General features: G+C 62.0%; 12 protein-coding genes. 2 read left to right on the top strand and 10 right to left on the bottom strand.

The features are described 5' to 3' along the window. Positions 1 to 26 precede the first annotated feature (26 nt). The 3 genes from PSET11_RS10555 to PSET11_RS10545 are packed head-to-tail and all read right to left on the bottom strand — an operon-like array spanning position 27 to position 6,875. Positions 27 to 4,880 carry an NAD-glutamate dehydrogenase gene (locus PSET11_RS10555; protein WP_124092065.1) on the bottom strand — a complete coding sequence of 1,618 codons (4,854 nt, stop codon included), beginning with the start codon at positions 4,878 to 4,880 and terminating at the stop codon, positions 27 to 29. Between the two features lie 52 nt (positions 4,881 to 4,932). Next, on the bottom strand, positions 4,933 to 6,240 hold the full coding sequence (locus PSET11_RS10550) for a CpaE/TadZ family protein (RefSeq protein ID WP_124092063.1): 1,308 nt from the start codon (positions 6,238 to 6,240) through the stop codon (positions 4,933 to 4,935). Further along, complete coding sequence (locus tag PSET11_RS10545) at positions 6,237 to 6,875, bottom strand: hypothetical protein (protein ID WP_124092061.1); 639 nt, start codon at positions 6,873 to 6,875, stop codon at positions 6,237 to 6,239. Before PSET11_RS10545 ends, PSET11_RS10550 begins: the two co-directional genes overlap by 4 nt. A gap of 148 nt (positions 6,876 to 7,023) precedes the next feature. Here PSET11_RS10545 and PSET11_RS10540 point away from each other — a divergent pair, with 148 nt between their 5' ends. Then, on the top strand, positions 7,024 to 7,239 hold the full coding sequence (locus PSET11_RS10540) for a helix-turn-helix domain-containing protein (protein WP_124092059.1): 216 nt from the start codon (positions 7,024 to 7,026) through the stop codon (positions 7,237 to 7,239). A gap of 98 nt (positions 7,240 to 7,337) precedes the next feature. Here PSET11_RS10540 and PSET11_RS10535 read toward each other — a convergent pair whose 3' ends face one another. Continuing rightward, positions 7,338 to 7,907: a hypothetical protein gene (locus tag PSET11_RS10535; protein WP_124092057.1), complete on the bottom strand. Its 570-nt coding sequence runs from the start codon at positions 7,905 to 7,907 to the stop codon at positions 7,338 to 7,340. Between the two features lie 921 nt (positions 7,908 to 8,828). Here PSET11_RS10535 and PSET11_RS10525 point away from each other — a divergent pair. Further along, a complete protein-coding gene (locus PSET11_RS10525) occupies positions 8,829 to 9,287 on the top strand; it encodes an Rv3235 family protein (RefSeq protein WP_238989114.1) in 459 nt (152 codons plus the stop codon). Between the two features lie 7 nt (positions 9,288 to 9,294). Here PSET11_RS10525 and secA read toward each other — a convergent pair whose 3' ends face one another. The 6 genes from secA to mtrB form a co-directional block, all read right to left on the bottom strand. After that, positions 9,295 to 12,033, bottom strand: coding sequence for a preprotein translocase subunit SecA (gene secA, locus PSET11_RS10520; protein ID WP_124092054.1), 2,739 nt, complete (start codon positions 12,031 to 12,033; stop codon positions 9,295 to 9,297). A 108-nt stretch (positions 12,034 to 12,141) separates the two neighbouring features. Continuing rightward, positions 12,142 to 13,392, bottom strand: a complete 1,251-nt coding sequence (locus PSET11_RS10515) for a winged helix-turn-helix domain-containing protein (RefSeq protein ID WP_124092053.1) — start codon at positions 13,390 to 13,392, stop codon at positions 12,142 to 12,144. A 33-nt stretch (positions 13,393 to 13,425) separates the two neighbouring features. Further along, positions 13,426 to 14,151: a ribosome hibernation-promoting factor, HPF/YfiA family gene (gene hpf / locus PSET11_RS10510; RefSeq protein ID WP_124092052.1), complete on the bottom strand. Its 726-nt coding sequence runs from the start codon at positions 14,149 to 14,151 to the stop codon at positions 13,426 to 13,428. A gap of 210 nt (positions 14,152 to 14,361) precedes the next feature. Further along, positions 14,362 to 14,928 carry a ComF family protein gene (locus tag PSET11_RS10505; RefSeq protein ID WP_345788823.1) on the bottom strand — a complete coding sequence of 189 codons (567 nt, stop codon included), beginning with the start codon at positions 14,926 to 14,928 and terminating at the stop codon, positions 14,362 to 14,364. Between the two features lie 522 nt (positions 14,929 to 15,450). Continuing rightward, on the bottom strand, positions 15,451 to 17,166 hold the full coding sequence (locus PSET11_RS10500) for an LpqB family beta-propeller domain-containing protein (RefSeq protein ID WP_124092051.1): 1,716 nt from the start codon (positions 17,164 to 17,166) through the stop codon (positions 15,451 to 15,453). Further along, complete coding sequence (gene mtrB / locus PSET11_RS10495; RefSeq protein WP_238989113.1) at positions 17,166 to 18,956, bottom strand: MtrAB system histidine kinase MtrB; 1,791 nt, start codon at positions 18,954 to 18,956, stop codon at positions 17,166 to 17,168. Before mtrB ends, PSET11_RS10500 begins: the two co-directional genes overlap by 1 nt. Positions 18,957 to 19,058 lie beyond the last annotated feature (102 nt).

The raw sequence follows: 19,058 nt of genomic DNA, 5'->3' as shown, positions 1-19,058 counted from the left end.
TACACCTCCAGTTGCGACGCCAGCACTCAGCGTCGGACGATTGACCTCAAGAGCCTCAATGCTACCGACAGGGACGCCATATCGTCGGCCTCAAGGGAGTTGACCTCGTCAAACATGGTCTTGGCTCGGGCCAACTGTTCGGCGTTCTGCTGCTCCCATCCTTCGATCCGCGACTGCGGTTCGAGGCCTGCACTGGTGGCGTCCAGCACCGCCGTCGTCATATCCATGACGGTGGAGTAAAGGTCATCACGCAAGGCGGCCCGGGCCAGCGCCTGCCACCGATCTTGTCGGGGCAGGCTGCTGATCCGCTCCAGCAGGCCATCAACGTGGAAGCGATTGAACACCGTGAAGTAGACGCCGGCAATGTCCGGCACAGAATCGTCACGCACCTTGGCGATCTTGGCGATGTCAAGGAGTGCAAAGCTCTCAAACAGCTCCGCCCATCGCACCGCGAGGTCTGCAGGCAAGTCCCATTCGCGGGCCTTGTCCAACCACTCAGACACCCGGTCATGGTCGGTACCGCGCAGGTAGTCCAGGAGCCGGGCCCGGAGGGGTTCCACGGTGGGCTTGAAGTCAGCGACCATCTCAGCGATGGGTGCGGACATGCTTGCCTGGCCCAGCAGCCACCTGACGGCCCGGTCCAGCAGCCTCCGGATGTCGAGGTGGATGGCGCTCCATTGCTCCGTGGGGAACGACGCCGGCAAACTGTTGAGTTCTGCCACCATCGAATCCAGGCCATAGATTTCACGAAGGGCAACGAAGGCCTTGGCCACCGCCACTTCAGACGCTGACGTCTCCTCCATCACCCGGAACGCGAAGGTAATCCCGCCAAGGTTGATGATGTCGTTGGCAACCACCGTTGCGATGATTTCCCGTCGCAGCGGGTGGGTGTCCAATTCTTCGTCGAACCGCTCGCGTAACTGCTGTGGGAAATAGGCCCGGAGTGTCTGTCGGAACCAAGGATCGTTGGCCAGGTCACTGTCACGCAGTGCAGCCGCCAACTCGATCTTCGCGTAGGCGGCCAGTACGGAGAGTTCCGGGGAGGTGAGGCCCTGACCCTGCTGCAGCCGCTCCTGCAGCGAATCGGTGGTTGGCAGCGCCTCCAGGTCACGTTTCAGGTCCGCGCGGGTCTCCAACCAATCCATCAACCGCTCATAGCTGGGGCTCCACTCAGCGACCCGGGTGCGATCGTTGAGCAGCAGGATGTTTTGGTCGATGTTGTCCTCAAGGACCAACCGGCCGACTTCCTCAGTCATGGACGCCAGGAATTCGGAGCGTTCGGCGGCGGAGAGTTTGCCGGCGGCCATCATCCGGTCAACGAAGATTTTGATGTTGACCTCATGGTCGGAGCAGTCCACACCGGCCGAGTTGTCAATGGCGTCGGTGTTGAGGATGACGCCTTGCAGCGCAGCTTCGATCCGCCCCCGCTGGGTCATGCCAAGGTTGCCGCCCTCCCCGACGACTTTGACGCGCAGGTCCCGGCCGTCCACGCGGATAGCGTCGTTTGCCTTGTCCCCTACCGACGCCTGCGTTTCCGCGCTTGCCTTGACGTAGGTGCCGATGCCGCCGTTGTAGAGCAGGTCAGCAGGAGCCAAGAGAATGGCGCGGAGGAGTTCGGTCGGGCTCAACTGCGTTGTGCCTGCGGGCAAGCCCAGCACGGATCGAACTTCCGGCGAGAGGGGGATGGATTTCGACTGCCTCGGGAAGACTCCACCGCCTGCACTGATGAGCGACCTATCGTAGTCGTCCCAGGAGGACCGGGGCAGTGCGAAGAGCCGCTCGCGTTCCACGAAGGAGGATTCTTCAGAGGGCGTCGGATCCAGGAAGATGTGCCGGTGGTCAAAAGCAGCTACCAGACGGATGTGACGCGAGAGGAGCATCCCGTTTCCAAACACGTCGCCTGACATGTCCCCCACGCCGACGACGGTGAACGGTTGCGACTGGGTGTCCAGATCAAGCTCGCTGAAGTGCCGTTTGACGGACTCCCAGGCGCCACGGGCGGTGATCCCCATCGCCTTGTGGTCGTAGCCCACTGATCCTCCGGACGCGAAGGCGTCCCCCAGCCAAAAGCCGTACTCCTCGGCCAGGCCGTTGGCAATGTCGGAGAACGATGCCGTTCCCTTGTCTGCAGCCACCACGAGGTAGGTATCGTCGCCGTCGTGCCGGACAACGTTCGACGGCGGTACGACCTTTTCGAGGCCATCCTCCGTGACGAGGTTGTCGGTGATGTCCAGTAGGCCGCGAATGAAAGTCTTGTAGCTCTCAATACCTTCGCTCATCCAAGCGCCGCGGTCGATTGCCGGATCCGGCAGTTGTTTCGCGAAGAATCCACCCTTGGCGCCGGTCGGCACAATCACTGCGTTCTTGACGGTTTGTGCCTTGACCAGGCCCAAGACCTCTGTGCGGAAGTCTTCGCGACGGTCGGACCAGCGGAGCCCGCCCCTGGCCACGGCCCCGAAACGAAGGTGCGCTCCTTCAACCCGGGGCGAGTAGACCCAGATCTCAAACATCGGTCGAGGGAAGGGCAGCCCGTCGATCTGCACGGGATCCAATTTGAAGCTCAGGTGCGTTTTGCCCTGGAAGTAGTTGGTACGAAGGGTCGCCTCGATGAGGTTGACGAAGATCCGCAGGACGCGGTCGGCGTCGAGCGTTGCCACGTCCTCGATAGCTGCCAGGAGCTCCTCCCGAACGGATGCCTGGGCTGCTTCTCGATCTGCATCGGGCTGGGACGGATCAAAGCGAGCACCAAATAGGCTGATCATTCCGCGTGTAACGGCCGGGTTCGCAAGCAACGTGTCAGCCATAAACTCGAACGAGTTAGTGTTGCCCATCTGCCGCATGTAGCGGGCATACGCGCGCAGCACGGTGACCTGGCGCCAGGAGAGCCCTTCCCGGAGAACCAACCGGTCGAAACTATCAGACTCGGTGTTTCCACTGACTGCAGCGCCAAATGAATCCGCCAGCAACTCACCGGTACCAAGGGGATCGACGCCGGCAGGATACTTCAGGCCCAGGTCGTAAAGGAAGAAGTCCCTGTCGTCTGCCGTTTCAATTTCGAAGGGCCGTTCGTCCAGCACTTCAAGTCCCAGGTTGTGGAAGAACGGCAGAATCTGGGACAGGCTCTTGGGTTCCAGGAGGTAGAGCTTGACCCTGGCGTCTTCTTCAAGCGTGGTGCCAGCACCGTCGGGCAGATACACGTGCACGCCCGGACGCTCCTGCCTGATCCCTGAGGTTCGCTCGGCGGCGGCGCCGTACATTTCAAAGCGTTGGATGTCCTCGAGAGCGTCCTCAACTTCATAGTCGACGCGGTAGCTGGCGGGAAAAGCCTCCGACCAGATGGCCGCCAACTGCTTGGCCGCACTGATTTCCCTACCCTCGCGCAAGACATCCGCGATGCCCTCGCTCCATGACCGGGCTGCCATGACCAAGCGGGCTTCGAGTTCCTGCACGTTGACCTCAGCCGCGGCAACGCTCTTCGGGAGGCGGATCCGGAAGAATAGCCGCGCCAACGCCGATTCGGTCATGCGGGCTTCGTAATCAATGGATTCAGCCGCGAACGTCTCGCGCAGTTCGCGTTCGATCCGGAGCCGGACGTTGGTGGTGTAGCGATCGCGCGGGAGGTAGACCAGCGCAGACATGAACCGACCGTAGATGTCGGGACGGAGAAAGAGCCTGGTCCGTCGGCGTTCCTGGAGCTTCTGGATCCCCAATGCGGTGGCAGTGAGGTCGGCAGCCTCGATCTGGAACATCTCGTCCCGCGGATAAGTCTCCAGGATACCCAGCAGGTCCTTGCCTGAATGGGAGTCCGGCGGGAATCCGGCGCTGCTGAGGACCGCGCCAACCTTCTCCCTGACCAGCGGGATGTTCAGGACGGATCCTGTGTAGGCACTCGTGGCGAACAGGCCAATGAAACGGCGTTCACCGTTGACGTTGCCAGCCGCATCGAAGCTCTTGATTCCGATGTAGTCCAGGTAGGCAGAGCGGTGGACAGTGGAACGCGAGTTTGCCTTGGTGATCACCAGTGCCCGCTTTTCGCGGGCCATCTTCTGGCCTGTCTCCGTGAGGTGCTGAACGTGGGGCGAGTCCGCAGTGGTCCGCAACAAACCGAGACCGCTGTCCCGCCGCAGTTCCAGGACGTCCTCGCCATTTTGGGTGACCAGATCGTACTCGCGGTAGCCAAGGAAGGTGAAATTTCCGCTGTCCAGCCACCGAAGAAGGTCCTGAGCCTGGCCCAACTCTGCGATGTCAGCAGGGTTGGGCGCCTGCCCCAGGCTGTCCGCGATACTCAGCGCCTTGTGCCGCATCTTGGGCCAATCCTCGACAGCGGCGCGAACATCGTTGAGGATCCGGTGCAGTCCGGCAATGAGCTCGTCTTTAGCAGCATCAGAAATCCGGTTGATTTCGACGGCGATCCAAGACTCCATGTGCGAGGCATTTTCGCCCTGCGCAATCAGGTGGGAGATGCTGGGCATTGCCGCCGTGTCACCACTGGAAATTCCCAAATGTGCGGGCACCTTGTTGACCTTGGTCAACGCACCAGTCTCACGATTCCTGATCGCGACAAACAGCGGATGCACCACCAGCTTGATGGCTGCGTTTTGGCGGATGATCTCGCCGTTGACGGAATCAACAAGGAACGGCATGTCGTCGGTGACAACAAAGACAACGCTGCTGTCGGCCTCATCCGAGATGGAGACCAGTGAACGCCCGGTCTGTCGCTGGGCCGCGACCTCTCGGTGCCGCTGAACCCGCGCCGCCAGAGTTGTTGCAGAGTAACTCCGCGCGTCCTCCTCGGCAAGGTGTTGGTAGTAGTCCGCCATGAAGCCCTCTGGGTCTTCGAGGGAAAGGGACTGATCCGCCACGTTGGATCCAGACGACATCGACAAGCCTCCGTTAGGGATTTTGCTGCACCATCGCAGCTCTTAGGCGAGCCTAGCCCTTCCGTTGACGCCATGGTGTGGAAGAAAAGACAGAGCTTTTGCGCTTTTGCTGGTCGGATGCACAAACAATATTTCTGATGGCCTGACGGAGGTTGGAATCAGGTGCTGCTTCAAGGAGTAACGACCCCACCAACAGTGCGGCGTCAGCGGCAGCACGATCGTACGGCAGGAACAGAGCCAGTTTGGGACTGGGACCAAATCGCTGCCACGCGTCCCGGAGTTGCCGCTCCGGGTTCCGCCCCACAGCCGAGGACCGGACTTTGTTCAGAACAACGACGGGAGCAGCCTGTGGGAGCGTGTTGGCCAGTTCTGCCAGCCCCCGTACCAATCGAGGGATCCCCACGGGGTCTGCCGCCCCCACAGCGTAGATCGTGTCTGCCAACTCCAGCGACCGCAACGTTGCGGCGTTCCGCCGAGGCGCGGCTGTGTCGAAACTGAGGTCTTCCTCGGCCTCGAGATTGAAGCCTGTGTCCAGAATGACTACATCGTGAAGCTGCCGAGCACGTTCGACGACAAGCGACAGGGCCCGGGCCCGAAGTTCAGTCCACCGATCGGCTCGGGTGATGCCCGTCAGGACACCAAAAGATCCCGCTGCAGCCGCAATGGTGATGGTCGTTCGTCGGAGGGCGTCGGCGTCTAGCAATCCTTGGTCAGCAAGCCTGCAGGCTTGCGCCAGTCCAGCGGATTCATCCATGAGCCCCAAGACGGCGGCGATGCTGGCCCCGTAGGTATCGGCGTCGACCAGCAAGACTTTCTGCCCTTCACCTGCCAGTTCGCCGGCAATATTGGCGGCCAGGGTGGTCCGACCGGGGGCACCTGCTGGTCCCCACACCGCGATGACACGGCCTGAGCCGGAGGCGTCCCCTACTGGCGCCCAGGGCTCAGCTGGCTGTTCCTGCGTGGTCAACTGTCCCACTCGAACGTTTCCCGGCAGGCCACGGCCACCGCTGGCACCCATCTGGGACACAGCCTCGGCAATCCGGTCCGAGAGCACCGAGGACTCAACGCTGGCCGTTGCGGTGGTCACCCCAATACTTTTCAGCCGCGCCGACTCTGCCAGGTCATCCGTCAGCGCCACAATCACCACTCCGACAGCGCCAAGGCGATCCACCAACGACGCAGTGAGTCCTTCACTACCCTCGGCCACCACAGCGGCGCGCGCAAGTCCGCTTTGGCAGGCAGCCAGTAACTCCGGAAGTTCAGCACACCGACGGACGATGGTGACCGGACCGTGGAGTCTCTCAAGGCCACCAACCAGGTCATCGCCGCGCTGGCCCACTGTCACAACAGGAATGCTCATGGGGCGCCTGGGTTCCAGACCACGGCAATTTTTGCGTCGTTGGCTTGGGCTCCGAGGAGCGCCGGCATTTGGCCGTCTGGCACCAGGACCATGAGGACAGTGCTTTTCGACGAGCCCAACGTGGTTGTTCCAGCCATGACCTCGGCGATCTCTGCGCCGGGAAGCAACATTTTCGGTTCACCGAAGCCGTTCTTGGCGTCGGGCTGGGCCACCCAGACATCGACGCGAGCACCCGCTACGGCCTGCGCCGGAAGTGCGGCCTCGACGGCAATCGCCACGGGCTTCCGATTCAGTCGATCGATGGTCCCCAGGCTTGCCTTGGGAACCAGTTCGTCCTTGCCAATCCGTTGCACTGCCACCATGCCCTCGCTGAGTCCGGATTCGGCGGTGAGATAGAGTGCCTCGGTATCGCCCAGGCGGACCTTCGCGCGAACAACGTTTTCGGCTGTGAGTCGCTCACCCACAGCGATGCCATCTTTGGCCGCGAACACCTCGGTGGTGCGATCAGCACTGCCGACCAGCAGAACCACACCGGCTACGGAAACCAGCACCAGCAACATCCCGATGAGAAGGCGTGGATCGTTCCATGACGGTCGCTTTAGCCTCGCAGCTGCGGCAGGTGACTCGTGAACCATGGTGACTCTCCTTGCTACGCCGCACGCGGCTGCATCTCCGACTCCTCATTGTTGCCGCAAGGCCACGGGAACGAAAGAGAAAATCACGAAGAATGCGAAACTGTGGATAACGCCAGCAAATCAGGTCACTCGGTGGCAAAATAGATCTATGCCTAGGTTTTTGACGCTCGCAGACGTAGCCGAGCAACTGCAGATCAACTCACCGGCAGCGTATGCCTTGGTCCGGAGCGGAGAACTCAAGGCGATCCAGGTAGGTGGCCGCGGCCAGTGGCGGGTTGAAGAGACAATGCTGGAGCAGTACATCGAGGAACGCTATGCCGAGGCCAGCCGCATGATCAGCGAGGCCAAGGCAAAACTGGCTTAGCGCTGTGACGAGGGGCCCAGCACGCCGATCGACCCCTCAACCGGCATCCCCATCGGGCGACGCTCAGGTCGATTGCGCTCGTGGGGACACTTCAAACCCTAGAGTGATGCAGCGGACCGTGACGTCACGGCGAGCAAGCTGGAAAATGGAACAGATACCGGCTCTGCGGGAGGTTTCGTCCGCCGCTCCTCTGCATTTGTCTCGGTTATCAGGTCGAAGAAGTCCTGACCCACTCGATCGATATGACCGATCAAGCGAGTCCCCTCCTGGCCAGCACCAAGCAGGACGGACACTTCTTCCCGGTCCATGGCCATCCTCCGCAGCGCATGGGCCAAGCCTTGGCGCTGACGCGTAGGTGAGGATTCCGCCACCGCAAACCGGCTGAGGCCCCCATATCGGGAGACTGCTGCGTAAGGGATGAGCATTTGCCGCATTCCTTCCGCCACGACCAGGGCGTCCATGCCGACGGCTCGCAGCTCTCCGCGCGCGCTGTCGCCGGATACGAAATGAACCGTCAAGGCTGCGCCCACGGAACCGCGGAGCCTATCTGCCAACGTAATGTTGACCAGTTCTGCGCGCGCACGATCGTTGATCTCGTCATCGAGTGCCAGCCGATCGGCTTCCGCAAACTGACTTTCAAGGTCCCCAAAGAGTGCATCCCAGCGCATCTGCACAGCGTAGGACCGAGACTTTCTCCGGTCAATGCTCACGCCAGCTCGCAAAAATTGTTGTAGACAAAACTAGGCAAAGAACCTCAGACTGTATTCAGTTACATCAAACAAGATCAAACTGCATCAAAAAGGGCTGAATATGCATCCGGAACCCAGTTGGCGCCGTGACCTCACCACAGCACTCACTCTTCTGTTTCTTGGCGGCCTTCTCTGCCACATTGGCTTCAGTCTGAGCCACCAGTGGCTTGACCCCGCAAACAAGTGGCAGGAAATCAACGTTGAGGCGATGATCGGGATCGTTGCGTCGGCAGCCGGGAGCCTCTTGGTCGCCTGGTGGTGGTTGGCGTTATCACTTGCCGGCATCCATGCAGGACTGGAACGGACGGGGCGATTACGGCGCGCGGCCTCGCTCCGCCGGTTTGCGCCGGCTTTCATGCGCCGACTGATGATCGCTGCCATCTCGACGCAACTGGTAACCGGAGGAATTGCCCACGCGGACGATACGAATCCGGCACCACAGTGGCAGCATTCCCCGCAGACAGTCTCCGCAACTACAGCTCCTGACTATCCAGGCTGGCAACCGGCCCCGCCTGTCATGCACCCAGGCCCTTTGGTCGGCGGTACGGCGCGAGCAAACCAACCATCCGAGGAAGGAATTGCCGTCCGGTCGGGCGAGAGTCTATGGGAGATCTCGGCTCGGCAACTGGGACCGGGCGCCACAGACGCGGACATCGCCAACGAATGGCCCCGCTGGTACCAAGCGAACCGGGACGTGATCGGACCAAACCCGGACAAGATCCTTCCGGGTCAAGTCCTTCTCCCGCCTCAGGGCGGTTCGTAACCGTCCTGCAGACCAAGAGTAACCAACCAAGCAACCAAGCAACCAAGCAACCAAGCAACCAATACAAGGATGTCTCAATGACTGCCATGTCCCAGCTTCGAGCCCAACAGGTCTCAACACCTACCCCGGGGGTTCGACAACGCACGTCCGTCTCAGCCGCAGCACCCGCTTTGCGCTTTGCGGACGAAGAGGCTGAAGTCCGGGCCGTTGCACGAGGCACCACGCAGGCCGCCATGGAAGTGTTGGCCGGGATCCGCCCAATCCATCAGCTGGCCCGTCGCCTCGATCCCGGCTGCCTCGCAGCGCTTCAACACAGGGCAGCCTTGATCCGCCACGAGGTGCTCCGCACAGGCAGTCCCAATCTGGCGAAGTTACATCGAAACTCGATGGTCCGTTCCGTCCGGGTCTGCGAAGTCTCGGACGGAATTTACGAAGCCAGCGCCGTGGTTGCCGACGACATCCGGGTCCGCGCCGTGGCCTTGCGGCTGGAGCGCAGCAAGGACGTTTGGCGAGTCACCGAGCTTCAGGTGGGATAGCTGGCCGTTAGCGCTTCTTCTTCTTGGCAGGACGCTTGGCAACGCCCTGCGCAGCGGCCTTCGCCGGGTTTCCCGAACGCCCTGTGGTCCTGGTCTCCACCCGAGTTTCCGTGTCGCCACTTTCGCCCGGCGCTGTGTACTGCAGCTGGGCTGGCTTTTCCGGAGCTTCGAGTCCAGCCGCCTTCACCTGTGAGTCATGATGCTCGGTGTGATTCCCGGTGTCATCCTGCACAACAACGTCCTCGGCAGGAGTGACCTCGACTTCAAGGTTGTAGAGGAATCCGACGCTCTCTTCGCGAATGGCCTCCATCATGCCCTGGAAAAGTAAGAACCCTTCGCGTTGGTATTCCACCAGCGGATCGCGCTGGGCCATCGCCCGCAGCCCGATCCCCTCTTTGAGGTAATCCATCTCGTAGAGGTGTTCCTGCCACTTCCGGCCGATCACCGAGAGCACGACACGGCGCTCCAATTCGCGCATCCCCTCTTCGCCGATGGTTTCCTCGCGCGCCTGGTAAACCACGCGGGCATCAGAGAGCACTTCCTCTTTGAGGAATTCCGCGGTGAGGCTGGGCTTGCCACCGGCTTCGTGGATGATTTCATCCGCAGTCACACTGACCGGGTAGAGGGTCTTCAGGTTGGTCCAGAGTTGGGCGAAGTCCCAGTCGTCGCCGTTGCCTTCCGCTGTGGCCACATCGATGAGGGATACCACGGTGTCCTCGATGAAGAACTGCACCTTTTCGTGCAAGTCGTCACCTTCGAGGATGCGACGGCGGTCGCTGTAGATCGCTTCGCGTTGGCGGTTCAGGACGTCGTCGTACTTCAAGACGTTCTTCCGCTGCTCGGCATTGCGGCCTTCAACCTGACCCTGGGCCGAGGCGATAGCCCGTGAAACGAGCTTGGATTCCAAGGCGACGTCGTCGGGAACGGAACTATTCATCAGGCGTTCGGCAGCACCAGAGTTGAACAACCGCATGAGGTCATCAGTCAACGAAAGGTAGAAGCGCGACTCACCAGGGTCGCCCTGACGGCCCGAACGGCCGCGGAGCTGGTTATCGATGCGGCGTGACTCGTGCCGCTCGGTGCCCAGCACGTAGAGCCCGCCGAGGTCCAGGACCTCTTCGTGCTCATCTTTGACGGACTGCTTGGCAGCGTCCAGCGCTGCTGGCCAAGCGGCCTCATATTCCTCGGAGTTCTCCTCCGGATCCAGGCCGCGCTTGGCGAGTTCGGCCACGGCAGTGAACTCAGCGTTGCCGCCGAGCATGATGTCGGTACCGCGGCCGGCCATGTTGGTCGCGACGGTGACGGCAGCCTTGCGGCCAGCCTGGGCAACGATCGCTGCTTCGCGGGCATGGTTTTTGGCGTTGAGGACTTCGTGGCGAATGCCGTCCTTGGCCAGCAGCCGGGAGAGGTACTCGCTCTTTTCCACGCTGGTGGTACCCACCAGGACGGGCTGGCCCTTCTCGTGACGCTCGGCGATATCTTGCACCACGGCATCAAACTTGACGGTCTCATTTTTGAAGACGAGGTCGGCCTGGTCCATGCGCTGCATGTCCCGGTTCGTGGGAATCGCCACCACGCCCAGCTTGTAGGTACTCATGAATTCGGCTGCCTCAGTTTCGGCGGTGCCGGTCATGCCGGAGAGCTTGTCGTACATGCGGAAGTAGTTCTGCAGCGTCACGGTGGCGAGGGTCTGATTCTCGGCCTTGATCTCGACGCCTTCTTTGGCTTCGATTGCCTGGTGCATGCCCTCGTTGTAGCGGCGGCCAGCAAGGATACGGCCGGTGTGCTCGTCGACGATGAGAACTTCGCCGTCGAGGATCACATAGTCCTTGTCCCGCTTGAAGAGTTCCTTGGCCTTGATAGCGTTGTTCAGGAAGCCAATCAGGGGCGTGTTGGCAGATTCGTAGAGGTTGCTGATGCCGAGGTAGTCCTCGACAATTTCGATGCCACTTTCAAGCACACCGACAGTGCGCTTTTTCTCGTCAACTTCGTAATCCTTCTCGGCGGTCAACCGCAAGACCACCTTGGCGAATTCGCTGTACCAACGGTTCGTGTCACCTTGCGCTGGTCCGGAAATAATGAGCGGGGTCCTGGCCTCGTCGATGAGGATGGAGTCAACTTCATCCACCACGGCGAAGTTGTGGCCGCGCTGGACGAGTTCATTCTTGTCCCACGCCATGTTGTCGCGTAGGTAGTCGAACCCAAATTCGTTGTTGGTGCCGTAGGTGATGTCGGCGGCATACTGGGCCCGACGCACGGTGGGATCCTGGTTGGCGATGATGCAACCGCTGGTCAGGCCGAGGAAGCGGTAGACGCGGCCCATCAGGTCCGACTGGTACTGGGCGAGGTAGTCGTTCACCGTGATCACGTGGACACCCTTGCCGGTCAGGGCATTGAGGTAGGCGGGGGCGGTGGCAACGAGGGTCTTACCTTCACCGGTCTTCATTTCGGCGATGTTCCCCAGGTGCAGCGCCGCACCGCCCATCAGCTGGACGTCGAAGTGCCGCATCCCCAAGGTTCGAGCCGATGCCTCGCGGACGGCAGCAAAAGCTTCGGGTAACAGCGCTTCAAGGGTTTCGCCATCTTGGTGACGTTCGCGGAGCCGGTCGGTTTCCTCACGCAGTTCAGCGTCAGTGAACGTCTTGAGCGAATCTTCCAGAGCATTGATGGCATCGGCATAGTTCCGCAATTGTCGAAGGGTCTTTTTGTCACCCGTGCGGAGAAGTTTTTCGATAAGTGATGCCACGTGAAGATGCTCCCAGTCTCATGCCGGCCGAATTCTGGCGTTTTTAGTCTACGGGAGAGACCCCGGACCGTTGCCCTTTCACCTGAGAGCGGATCACTGCGGCTGACATCACTGATCCCGTGACCGCACCAGAGGCATCACAGCGGCCAATTCCGAGGCGAGGTCACCCACAGGATGGACCACGACGTCGTCCAATTCGAGCCACTGCGCCATCAGCGACAACTCGGCGGCAAGTTCGACGGCGGTGTCCACTGGGGCACCCGGCTCACCGAACGCTGACCTGACCAGCAGTTTCCCGCCGGGGCGGTCTGCTTTCAGGTCTACACGGGCCACCATCTGGTCGCGCAACAGGAACGGCAGCACGTAGTAACCGAACCGCCTCTTGTGGGCCGGGGTGTAAATCTCGATCCGATAGTGGAAGCCGAACAGTTCCTCCAGCCGACGTCGCTCAAAAACCATGGAATCAAAAGGGCTCAGCAGGGCAGCCCCCGTGGCCTTGCGCGGAAGAACAGCGTCCACGTGCCTAAAAACCTCACGGTCCCAGCCGGCAACGCTGACGGCTTCAACGCGTCCCTGAGCAACCAGTTCCCGAAGAGCGAGCGAGGTGGACTTGATCGGAGTCCGAAAGTAGTCCGCGAAGCATTTCGCACTGCCAATGCCGTGTGCCTGAGCGGCAGCCTCCGTGAGTCGGAGCAGAGCCGCGTCGCGGTCAGGTTCGGCTGCCAGGTCCAGCGTCGCGGAGACCACTGGACGAACGGACGCTGGTAAGACGCGTTCCGTTAGGGTGTATTTGCGCTCGAACTGATCGGTCCTGGCTGCCGCCGAAACCTGTCCCGCTTCGAAAAGGTGCTCTAAGACGCGTTTCACCGCGTTCCAGTTCCAGCCCCAGTTCTGGTTTGATTTTGCTTCGACATGCCCAATTTTGGCGCTCACGTCGGCGGCCGTCATGGGCGGGCCATTGGCCAGGGCTGCCAGCACCTGTGCCGAAACGGAACCCACCATGGCCGGATCCAGCCCGTTCGCACCCACCCACGCGCGCCGCTGCCACAGCAAGAGGTCGTGATAGTGCTCGGGACGAATGAAGCTGGCCTCGTGCGCCCAATACTCCATCATGCGGCGAGGTGCGGTGCCCGCCAGCTTGCTGAGAATGGCGCGGTCATAGTTCCCCAGCCGCGAATAGAAGGGCAAGAAATGACTCCGCGAGAGCACGTTCACGGAGTCGATTTGGACGAGTTGGAGCTGGGCAAAGGTACGGCCCACCGCCCGTGCTGACACGGGACCGGTGGGCCGCCTCTTGGCGAGACCCTGTGCTGCCAACGCAATCCGCCGTGCCTGGTTCAGGCTCAGCGCTGCGGGCACATCAGTCCTTCCTGGTGATGGTGAGGTGCGGTACTAGGCGTTGGCTGGGACGTCATCCGAGCGGTAGGCGAGGATTTTCTCTTCAACCACGGTGTCCCCAGGCTCGCATTCGTTGTCCAGCGTGATCACGCCGTAGGTCCAACCACGACGGCGGTAGACGACAGACGGCGTGTTCGTGGCCTTATCAATAAACAGGTAGAAGTCGTGGCCCACCAATTCCATGTTGTCCACGGCGTCATCGAGGGTCAGCGACGCTGCCGGGAAGACCTTCCGGCGGATCAGGACGGGCGAATCGCCGGCGGGGATGTCATTGTCGACGTCGTAGGGCGACTTTGCTTCGGGCTGTGGCTCGGCTTCGCTCCGGTGGCTGGCCTCAAGATAGAGAGGCTCGTTGGCACTCGCGGGTTCCAGCGAGGCGGTAGCTTCACGCACCGCCTTGGGAGTGTGGCGGCCGTGGTGGACTTTCTTCCGGTCCTTGGCCCTCCGGAGCCGTTCAAGCAACTTGTTGTAGGCAAGGTCGAAGGCCGCGAACTTGTCGCCAGCGCTCGCTTCCGCGCGGATCACAGGTCCGCGTCCCAGCACCGTTACTTCGACGGTGAGCTGGTCTCCTGTCTGCCGACCACTCGTCTCCTTTGAGACCTTGGCATCGACGCGCTGCACCTTGTCCCCGAGGGATTCGATCTTGGCGATCTTTTCCCCGGCGTATTCGCGGAACCGGTCTGAGACCGTCAGATTGCGTCCGCTGATCATAAACTCCATGGTGCCCTCCAAATGACTTCGGTGACACGACGGCGGCGCTTCCCTGGGTCGATCTGCTTGACAGTCGAGCCCCTCTCCGAGCCGCTATCGAAAGGTACATTCTGTTCTGTGTACCCATCACCGACGTTAGTTCATCGTCATCCGTTATTCATCTTTTCCGGGTTTATTTTTTTCCTAGACACGGTGGATTCAGGGCTGGTACCCAGGTAATCAGCAGGTATCGAAAGCGGCTGGTGGGCGTGTCGCCGCCAGGACTACTGCCCCGTGAACCTTGCCTCCGGCGAGGTGGAGGGCGCGCGCTGCCTCGGACAAGGTAGCTCCCGTAGTGAGGACGTCATCGACAAGGATGCACGGCAGCGCCCCCACCTGGGCAGCGCGACGCGACGCTACGTGCATGGACCCTCGGACCTGCCTGGCCCGCGCTCCGCGACCGAGCCCTTTTTGGCCACCAGCCAAGGCGAGAGATGAGCTTCCGGAGCGGGTCAAGACATCCGCGACCATGACGCCTGGCAGCGCCCGAGTGGCACCCTTCAGCATCAGATGCAGGGGGCTGAACCCACGCTTCAGGTAAGCGCCGGTACTAGTGGGAACCGGCACCACGAGGACTGCAGAGACATCCGGGACAGCGGCTGCCAAGGCTCCGGCAAGCGCCTTGCCCAGTGTGTGGCGAAGCGAGGCCTGGCCCAGATGTTTGAAGGACAGGATGCTTTGGGCGAGTTCTTCCCGGTAGACTCCTGCTGCCACGACAGGGAGCAGGGGGTGGCCAGCAACATCCATCAGGGCCGGTGCTGAGCCTTCCGCGCGAAAGGGGCGGTTGGTCAGGAGCCGCACCCGCCGACTACACGCAGGGCAAAGCACCGCATCTTCAGCCCCGCAGCAGACGCAATCCACCGGCACCGCTGCAGAAAGCAGTTCCGCGACCGCCAGTCCCCACCGGTCGGCGCACCGCAGGAGGGCGCTATGGTGCGCAGATCGGTGTCTTGCCGCGAAGCCGGGGACGACGAGAAGGTCGGGGTCTGGAGGACGGCTGACTGCCCTTCGCCCGGGAACCGCGAAGAGGTCTGTAACGTCTGGAAGGGCCGGGTTCCGAGGACGGGTCACGGCCGACCGCCTTGGGGCCGCGAGAAGGTCCGGGCCAACACGACGGAAAGCTCGTGGGACAGAGGGTGGATCCATCCCTTCACCCTGGCACGGCCAGCCTCAAGCCAGAAGGTGGATCAGGAGCTATGTGGACAAGCTGGATGTGCACAAGGCAAAAGTGCAAGCCAGCCGTAAACAAACCGGCCGCAAGCGCAGCCGTCAGCCAGGGAACGACATATCAATGGGTCCGGTGATCTGGGGCGACCAGCCGTTGCCGATCCGCTGGAAGATTCCCTCGGCCGACTGGCCGAAGATTTCGTCGGGTCCGTTGCCGCCGCTGATACTCACCAGTCCAGGCCACGGCGCCAGTTCCTGCGGGTCTCCAGCAGTCAGCGAGAGCAGTTCCGGGGTGACGTTGGAGCCCGCGGCGCCCTTCATCACGGCCACAGTGCTGTCGTTGACCCACACGCCTTGGTCCGGGTTGGAGGCGGTCACGAGGTTCACGGGCGCCGTCAGTTCCCTGGGCGTGCCGTCGCCGGCGCGGATGACCCCACTGACCTGCACCCTGGTGGTGCCGTTCTGCTCCGAAATGATAAGGGCGCGCACCCCATCGCGGGAGATCCGCAGATCCTTGACCGTCCGACCTGCCAACCAGCCAGGCGCGAGGGTCACCGACGGGACGTCCGCACCCTCCGCCACGCCGCTGGGCTTGAACGCCACAACCTGAGTCTCTCCGGCAGGTCCCGGGCCTGCAGACCAGACCCAGTTGAGAATGCTGAAGCTCGGATGCGCCAGGGTGCTGCGGGTGGTGAGCGCCCTGGCGGGCTGCCCGGGGTTGAGGCTGTACAAGGTGGTCCGGTCAGCGTTCAGGAAAGCAACCGTCTGCGAAATCGGGGACTCCGCCGGAAAGCGTGGCTGCAGTGAAGACACCGACTGCATGTCCGGCAGTGGTGAGATCCTGTTGTTCTCGTACCGGACCAGGTCGTTGCCGTTGACGGCGATCTGCCGGGACGGCACGGCTTTGTCCAGCACGGGTGGCAAGACCGAGCCGTTGTCTTCCACCCGCACCAGATCCTGGTTGGCGCGCAGTTCGACGTTCACCACGTCTGGCTGGGTTCGGAAGGTCAGGGTCAACTGGGTCTGCATCCGCAGCCGGTCCTCAGGCGAGGTCTCGGTCAATTCCTTGGCGGTGAGATCCACCTGAGCCGCCCCGGATACCACCGGGACGGACTCTCTCGCCAACTTGATGCCCGAGGGGAAAGCACTCACCACGGCTCCGCGAAGGTACGGTGCCGGACCAGCCAACAGGGCGCTGGTCATGGCCTTGACGGTTTTGTTGCGGATGAACCAGCGGACGTCGGGAATGGCGTAGGTGAAGCTGGGATCGTAAAAATAGATGGGGAACGCACCGTAGATGACCTTGAACGTCTCTTCAGCGATGGCTGTGCCGTCAGGCAGTGCCGAAATACGCCACTCACCGTCCACCTGGGTCACGGTGACGGGGATCTTTTCGATGGTTCCCTTGGGCGACTGGGTTGCAATGCCGTCAGCGTTGACGGTGTAGGAGACGTCCAACTCGTAGTTGAAGACGTTCTCCTTCTCGGTGGGCACCACACGGGCTTCGCGGTACACCAAGGCGCGCTGGTCAGGCTTCCAACTAACCGATGAGGCCTGCGTCAGGTATTCCCGCGCCACGGCATAGTCGTCCTCGTAGCCGCTGCCGGCCCGGTAGAAGTAGTCGATGATGGTTTCCGGCGACGCGCCTGCCTGCGGCCCGGCAGGGAGGAAGACCGGCGCGCTGAGGTTGCCCGCACTGCCTTCGCTGCTCTTGCCAACAGGACCCGCGGTGGGAATCCGTGCGCAGCCGCTCATCAGGGTGAGCAAGAGGACGACGGCGATGGCCGCGAGGTGGGCCGTCCGGGTATTGCGGCCCATCACGGTGTCTCCTTTGGTTGGGTGGCCGTCGCGGCCTTGCTTGCACCCGAGGCCAGGAACAGGCTGTTTTTGGTGTCTGATTCGCGCGGGACGTTGCCCGGCTGCCCTGGCGCCAGGGTATCTTCAGGTTCGAGCTGCACGGGTGAAGATTCAATCTCGTCCCCCTGTCGCAGCGGCACCGTGAGCCGAAAATTGGCTCCTGTGCCCTTGCGACCCCAGGCCTGGAGCCAGCCGTTGTGGAGTTTCGTATCTTCCATAGCGATGGAAAGACCCAGCCCACTGCCACCCGTGGTCCGGGCACGTGCTGGATCTGCTCGCCAGAACCTGTCGAACACGCGGGCGGCTTCGGCGGTTTCCATCCCCAGGCCATAGTCCCGCACCGCGATGCCAACAGCGGTTTCGCCCACGGCCACAGTGATGACCACTGGTTTCCCCTCGCCGTGTTCCACTGCGTTGAGGATCAGGTTACGAAGGATCCTGTCGATGCGACGGGCGTCCATGTCGACAATGACCGGTTCGGCCGGGGCCCGCAGGATCAGTTCCGAGCCGTAATCGGCGGCAACCGGGGCTGCGCCTTCAATGACGTGGGCCACCACCTGCAGAATGTCCTCAGCCTCGGCGTCGAGCATTGCCACCCCGGCATCGAATCGCGAAATTTCCAGCAGGTCGGAGAGCAGCGACTGGAACCGCTCCACCTGGTTGTAGAGCAGTTCTGCCGAGCGCTTGTTGATGGGATCGAAATCGTCCCGGGCATCATAGAGGACTTCGGCCGCCATCCGGACCGTGGTGAGCGGGGTCCGGAGTTCATGGGAGACGTCAGAGACGAAACGCTGTTGCATCTGGGAAAGGGTGGCGAGCTGGGTGATCTGCTCCTGCAGGCTGGCGGCCATGTGGTTGAAGGACGCCCCTAGCCGGGCCACTTCATCCTCGCCGCGCACCACCATCCGTTCCTGCAGTTGACCGGCGGCCAGCTTCTCAGACACCATCGCGGCGTGACTGACGGGGCTGACCACGTTGCGGGTCACGTACCAGGCCACGGCACCGATAAGCAGCACCAGCCCGGCGCCGCCAGCCCACAACACGCCTTGAATCTCGTCGAGGGTCTGCTGGGCGGTATTGAGGTCGTAGATTAGGTAGAGCTCGTACACCGTGCCGTTGAACGTGACCAGGTTTCCCACCGCAATGCCTGGCCGGTCCTCGGTGCCCACGGGAATCACCGTGGAGGCCCAATATTGATCCTTCCCGGAATTCTGAACTTCCTTGCGCAGGTCCGGTGGGATCACGCTGACGGTGAGCTGATCGGACGCGCGGGATTCAACCCAGCGGTTTCTAGGCTTGGTCTGCTCGGGTTTCGCTTCGAAAACATACCGTCGTTGGATGACGGAGCCGCGCCCTTCCACGGCATTGAGCGTGTCGTAGACCAGGGTGATCACGGACGACTGATCGGTGACCTGCGCGCCGTCGAACGTTTCCTGGACCTGTTTGACGTTGTAACGGGTCTCCGATTCGGCCTGCGTGAGCCGCTCCTGGAACAGATTATTGGCGATCTGGTTGGACAGGTAAGCGCCCACGACTGCCAGGGCGACGACGGCGAGCATCAGGGTGGTCAGGACGGTGCGGAACTGCAAGGACCGCCGCCACCGGCGGTGCAGGGCGCGGCCCAGGTAGCGCACGCCGGGCAGGAACTTGCGGACTCCCGTCCCCACCAGGCGCAGTACGCGCAGGCCCACAATGGTGGCCCGGCGCCGCCAGATCCGCGCGCCGAACGCGAGACGGGGCAAGCTGGGCACCAAAGTTCCGTTGGCCGGCTCGGGCGGCGATTCCGCTACAGGGGTATCGGGGCCAGTGCGGATGCTGGACGGGTTTTCCGGCTCGCCAACTACCGGCGAACG

It is taken from the genome of Arthrobacter ulcerisalmonis, assembly GCF_900609065.1.
Taxonomy (GTDB): Bacteria; Actinomycetota; Actinomycetes; order Actinomycetales; family Micrococcaceae; genus Arthrobacter; species Arthrobacter ulcerisalmonis.
Note: the sequence above shows the minus strand (reverse complement) of the source record. Positions and strands in the feature narration are given on the sequence as shown.

Coding starts and splice junctions, on each gene's coding strand:
- PSET11_RS10555 (WP_124092065.1), bottom strand. CDS start 4,880: ATGTCGTCTGGATCCAACGTGGCGGATCAGTCCCTTTCCCTCGAAGAC.
- PSET11_RS10550 (WP_124092063.1), bottom strand. CDS start 6,240: ATGAGCATTCCTGTTGTGACAGTGGGCCAGCGCGGCGATGACCTGGTT.
- PSET11_RS10545 (WP_124092061.1), bottom strand. CDS start 6,875: ATGGTTCACGAGTCACCTGCCGCAGCTGCGAGGCTAAAGCGACCGTCA.
- PSET11_RS10540 (WP_124092059.1), top strand. CDS start 7,024: ATGCCTAGGTTTTTGACGCTCGCAGACGTAGCCGAGCAACTGCAGATC.
- PSET11_RS10535 (WP_124092057.1), bottom strand. CDS start 7,907: ATGCGCTGGGATGCACTCTTTGGGGACCTTGAAAGTCAGTTTGCGGAA.
- PSET11_RS10525 (WP_238989114.1), top strand. CDS start 8,829: ATGACTGCCATGTCCCAGCTTCGAGCCCAACAGGTCTCAACACCTACC.
- hpf (WP_124092052.1), bottom strand. CDS start 14,151: ATGGAGTTTATGATCAGCGGACGCAATCTGACGGTCTCAGACCGGTTC.
- PSET11_RS10505 (WP_345788823.1), bottom strand. CDS start 14,928: ATGGATGTTGCTGGCCACCCCCTGCTCCCTGTCGTGGCAGCAGGAGTC.
- PSET11_RS10500 (WP_124092051.1), bottom strand. CDS start 17,166: ATGGGCCGCAATACCCGGACGGCCCACCTCGCGGCCATCGCCGTCGTC.